This is a genomic window from Amycolatopsis sp. NPDC051071 (genome assembly GCF_040682875.1).
In the GTDB taxonomy this organism is placed as follows: Bacteria; Actinomycetota; Actinomycetes; order Mycobacteriales; family Pseudonocardiaceae; genus Amycolatopsis.
This window is the reverse complement of record NZ_JBFBBY010000287.1, coordinates 1-5,142: the sequence shown is the minus strand read 5'-3', so window position 1 is coordinate 5,142 and position 5,142 is coordinate 1. Positions and strand designations below refer to the sequence as shown.

General features: G+C 69.8%; 3 protein-coding genes. All 3 read left to right on the top strand.

Features of this window, described 5'->3' with window-relative positions:
- Positions 1-187 precede the first annotated feature (187 nt).
- The 3 genes from AB0M65_RS40105 to smc all read left to right on the top strand — a co-directional run bounded on the left by AB0M65_RS40105 (position 188) and on the right by smc (position 4,975).
- Positions 188-715, top strand: a complete 528-nt coding sequence (locus AB0M65_RS40105) for a hypothetical protein (protein ID WP_364040651.1) — start codon at positions 188-190, stop codon at positions 713-715.
- 283 nt (positions 716-998) lie between these two features.
- A complete protein-coding gene (locus AB0M65_RS40100) occupies positions 999-1,286 on the top strand; it encodes an acylphosphatase (protein ID WP_364040648.1) in 288 nt (95 codons plus the stop codon).
- Positions 1,287-1,375: 89 nt separating this feature from the next.
- Positions 1,376-4,975 (top strand): chromosome segregation protein SMC, encoded by a 3,600-nt coding sequence (gene smc, locus AB0M65_RS40095; protein WP_364040645.1) that lies wholly within the window; start codon positions 1,376-1,378, stop codon positions 4,973-4,975.
- The last annotated feature ends 167 nt before the right edge of the window (positions 4,976-5,142 follow it).

Here is a 5,142-nt window from a genome sequence, read left to right as displayed (position 1 = left end):
TCGTGGGCAGCAGAACGCAGTCCACAGTGGACAGAACTGTCGACGCCTCTCGCGAGAGGCCGTCGAGTGTCGCGAGGTCGGAGAAGAACCGGTGCCGAAATTTGTCCTATGGGGACCCCTCATGACACTTCCGGAGCCCTTCGAACACCATCCGGCCTCACGCGGGGAGGCTTACTGAGCGCCGCTCGTGTCGGTGCCCGAGGTGCTGGCCCGGCCCGGAGTCGACTCGCTCGGAGCGCCACTGGAGCTGGAGCCGCCCCCCGGTGTCGAGCTGGTCGGCGTCTCGGACGGCGGGGTCGTCGTCGGCGGCGGAGTGGTCGGCGGCGTCGTCTTCGTCGGCGGAGACGGCTTGGGCGTCGTCGGCGGCAGCACCGTGTTGCCCGGCGGCTGGCCGGGGCCAGGGCCAGGGCCCGGGTTCGGCGGGGGCGGGACGATGACGCTCGTCGTCTTCTTGCCGTCCGCTCCGACCGACGTCACCGTGGTCGGCGGCGCCGTGGAGCTGGACGGCGCGCCGGGGATCGGCGAGCCGCTGACGGTCATCGGGCCGCCGGGGACGGCGTTGCCCGGGACCAGATGGACACCGGCGGGGGAGGTCACGTGCCCGCCGGGGACGCCGGTGCCGCCCGCGGTGGCCGAGGTGCCGGGACCCGCCAGTTCGGCGATCGCGGCGAAGGCCGTCGCCACCACGAGGCCGCTGACGCCGAGAACGGCGTAGCCCGCGCGGTTGAGCTTGCCGGTGGCGCCGCGCGGGGGCGCCACGGAAACGCGTGCGCTCGAATCAGACCCGTCGGGACGGGGCATGTGCTGGCTCCTCGGATGGGGGACTTCGGGGAGTTGAGGCAGCGGACACGGATGCCGAACCGCCTCCGGCTACCCGGGTGAGGTAGCCCAAGTGGGGACCCGGCGCGGAGATTATCACCGTCACCTCACCGTCTGCGAACGCCCGCGAACGTAGTGTTCACACTCCGCAGTCGTCTGGATAGTGCACGATAGTGGTCGTGAGTGAGGAACAAACGCACATCAGGCTGACGGCGTGGGTACACGGCCGGGTTCAGGGTGTCGGTTTCCGCTGGTGGACCCGCAGTCGGGCGCTTGAGCTGGGGTTGGTCGGCAGCGCGGGCAATCTGGCCGACGGACGTGTCCAGGTGATAGCGGAGGGTGTTCGTGAACACTGTGAGCGGCTTTTGACGGTTTTGAGGTCCGGCGAATCACCCGGAAGTGTGGATCAGGTCGTCGAGCGCTGGTCGCCCGCGAAAGGCGGGCTCCGCGGGTTCGTGGAGCGCTGAGGCCCCGCGTCCCACGATCACCGTGAGCACACAGGTAGCCTGGGCCGATTGAACGAACGGTTCCCGCAGCCTAGAGGGGTCAGCACGACGTGCACCTGAAGAGCCTGACGCTCAAGGGCTTCAAGTCCTTCGCCTCGGCGACGACGTTGCGTTTCGAGCCGGGCATCACCTGTGTGGTCGGGCCGAACGGCTCCGGCAAGTCGAACGTCCTCGACGCGCTCCGCTGGGTCATGGGCACCCAGGGCGCGAAGGACCTGCGCGGCGGCAAGATGGAGGACGTCATCTTCGCCGGGACCGCCGGCCGCGCCCCGCTCGGGCGCGCCGAGGTCACCCTCACCATCGACAACGCCGACGGTGCGCTGCCCATCGAATACTCCGAGGTCTCGATCACCCGCCGCATGTTCCGCGACGGCGCGAGCGAATACGAGATCAACGGTGACCGCTGCCGTCTGATGGACGTGCAGGAACTGCTGTCGGACTCCGGTATCGGCCGCGAGATGCACGTCATTGTCGGGCAGGGCCAGCTGTCGGCGATCCTCGAATCCAAGCCGGAGGAGCGCCGCGCCTTCATCGAAGAGGCCGCCGGTGTCCTCAAGCACCGCAAGCGCAAGGAACAGACCCTGCGCAAGCTCGCGAACATGCAGGGCAACCTCGACCGCCTCGGCGATCTCACCACCGAATTGCGCCGCCAGCTCAAACCGCTGGGCAAACAGGCCGAGATCGCCCGCAAGGCGCAGTGGGTGCAGTCCGAACTGCGGGACGCCCGGCTCCGGCTGTTCGCCAACGACCTGGTCACCCAGCGTTCGGGCCTCGCCAAGGAAGAGGCCGACGAACGGGTTGCCCGGCAGCGCCGCGGCGAGGTCGAGCAGGCGCTGGAGATCGTGGCCGCCGAGGAGGCCGAACTCGAAGCCTCGCTCGCCGAGGACGCGCCGCGCCTGGCCGCCGCGCAGGAGACCTGGTACAAGCTTTCCGCGCTGACCGAGCGGCTACGCGGCACCGTGCGGCTCGCGCTGGAACGTCAGCGGCATCTGTCTTCCGACGTGCAGCAGGCGGGCAACGGCCGCGATCCCGACGAGCTGGAGGCCGAGGCCGAGCAGGTCGCCGAGCGGGAGGCGGAACTCAACGAGGCCGTCGCCGAGGCACGGATGGTGCTTTCGGAGACTGTCCAGAAGCGTGAGCAGCTCGAACACCTCGTCCAGGCCGCCGAGCGCGCGCATATGGCCGCGGTCCGCGCGATCGCGGACCGCCGGGAGGGGCTCGCGAAGCTCACCGGCCAGGTCGAGGCGCTGCGCAGCAAGAACGGCGCGACCTCCGACGAGATCGACAGGCTCAGCGTCTCGCTCGAAGAGGCCGCCGAGCGCGCGGAGATCGCCGTCGAGGAACTGGAAGAGGCCAAGGCCGAGGGCGGTGTCGAGGAATCCGACGACTTCGGCCTGCAGGCCCACCACGACCGCGCGGTGGAGGCCAACAACGCGGCCAAGGCGCGGGTCGAGGAACTGGTCAAGATCGAGCGCACGGCCGAGCGCGAGATCGCCTCGGAGAAGGCACGCGTCGAGGCACTGTCGATGGGCTTGCGCCGCAAGGACGGCGCGGGCGCGCTGCTCGGCGCGTCACACGAACTACCCGGTCTGCTCGGTTCGGTGGCCGCGCTGCTCACCGTCGAAGCGGGGCACGAGGTCGCGCTGGCCGCGGCGCTCGGCCCGGTCGCCGACGCGGTCGCGGTCAACGGTGGCGAAGACGCGCTCGCCGCACTGAAGTTCTTGAAGGACAACGACTCCGGCCGCGCGGGCATCCTGCTCGGCGGGCTGGGATCGACTGTGGACACCAGTGCCTGGCCGTCGCTGCCCCAAGGCGCCCGCTGGGCGCGTGAAGTGGTTTCGGCGCCGCCCGCGTTGCGGTCCGCGGTCGAGCACGCGCTCGACCGGGTGGCCATTGTGGACGGTCTGGAGTCCGCGCGGCGCCTTGTCGAGGTGTACCCCGAAGTCAGCACGGTCACCCCCGAAGGCGACGTCTTCGGTGCTCGCTGGGCGGTCGGCGGTTCGGCCCGCAGCGAGAGTGTCATCGAGGTGCAGGCCGCCGTCGACGAGGCAGGCGACCGCCTGCACACCGCCGAACGCGCGCTGGAACGTGCCGCCGCGGAACTCGAAGGCGCCCGCGCCGAACAGCAGGCCCGCCGCGAAGAAGTCGGACAGGCCAAGGAAGCCCTCGGCGACGCGAAGGTCCGCAAGGCCCGGTCGTCCGAGCGGCTGAACCGGATGCGGCAGGCCGCGCGCGCCGCGCAGGCCGAGATGGAGCGCCTGAGCACTCAGCGCGCCAAGGTCGAGCAGAGCCGTGAACAGGCGCTGGAGCAGCTCGCCGAACTGGAAGAGCGGCTGTCCGCGGTCGCCGACCAGGAGGTCGACGAGGATCCGGACACCGCCGAACGCGACCAGGCCGCCGAAGACCTCGGCACGGTCCGCCAGGAGGAGATGGAATCCCGGCTCGCGCTGCGCACCGCCGAGGAGCGCGCGCGGAGTATCCAGGGCAGGGCCGAATCGCTGCGCCGGGCCGCGTACGCCGAGCGGCAGTCTCGCGAACGCGCCGAGAAGGCCCGTGCCGCACGGAAACGCGGCGCCGAGATCGCCAACGCGGTGGTCGACGGCGGTGAGATCGCACTGGAGCGCATCGAGGTCTCCGTGCAGCGCGCCGCCCACGAACGTGACGAGGCGCAGGCGCGGCGGCAGTCGCGGGAGACCGCGCTGACACAGGCCCGCAGCAAGGTCCGCGAGCTGACCGGCGAACTGGAGAAGCTCACCGACGCCGTCCACCGCGACGAGGTACTGCGTGCCGAACAGCGGCTGCGGCTGGAACAGCTCGAAACCAAGATCGCCGAGGACTTCGGCATCGGCCTCGAAGACCTCGTCGCCGAGTACGGCCCGGAGAACCCGGTGCCGCCGAGCGCGGGGGAGATGGCCGAGTACGAGGCGGCCAAGGAACGCGGCGAGGACGTCACCCAGCCGCCGCCCATGCCGTTCGACCGCGACACCCAGGCCCGCCGGGCGAAGCGCGCGGAGAAGGACCTGAGCCTGCTCGGCAAGGTCAACCCGCTGGCGCTGGAGGAGTTCGCGGCGCTGGAGGAGCGCTACAAGTTCCTCTCGACCCAGCTCGAAGACCTCAAGGACACCCGCAAGGACCTCGAAGCCGTCATCAAGCAGGTCGACGAAAAGATCCTCGAGGTCTTCGAGTCGGCCTACGAAGACGTCGCGCGTGAGTTCGAGACCGTGTTCAGCGTGCTGTTCCCTGGCGGCGAGGGGCGCATGGTGCTCACTCAGCCCAACGACCTGCTCTCCACCGGCGTCGACGTCGAAGCGCGCCCGCCGGGCAAGAAGGTCAAACGCCTTTCGCTGCTTTCCGGTGGCGAGAAGTCGCTGGTCGCCGTCGGCATGCTGGTGGCGATCTTCCGTGCCCGGCCTTCGCCCTTCTACGTGATGGACGAGGTCGAGGCCGCGCTGGACGACACCAACATGCGACGGCTGATCGGGCTGCTCGAGCAGCTGCGTGATTCTTCGCAGCTGATCATCATCACCCACCAGAAGCCGACCATGGAGATCGCCGACGCCCTGTACGGCGTCTCCATGCAGGGCGACGGCATCACCAAGGTCATCTCGCAGCGGCTCCGGACCGCTGAAGAGGATCCGGTCCCGGCCTAGGGCGTGTCTGGCTGCGGTTGTGGATAGCCAAGGCGCGGCCGGGCTCCGTCAGTCAGTCCGAACCGCACCGCGAAGGCCTTGCCACTCACTATAAGAGCGTGTCATGAGGGGTGGGCCGGGGGGGAAAAAAATTTGATTTGGGGGGCGGGGGGGCGGAGGGAGAGGGG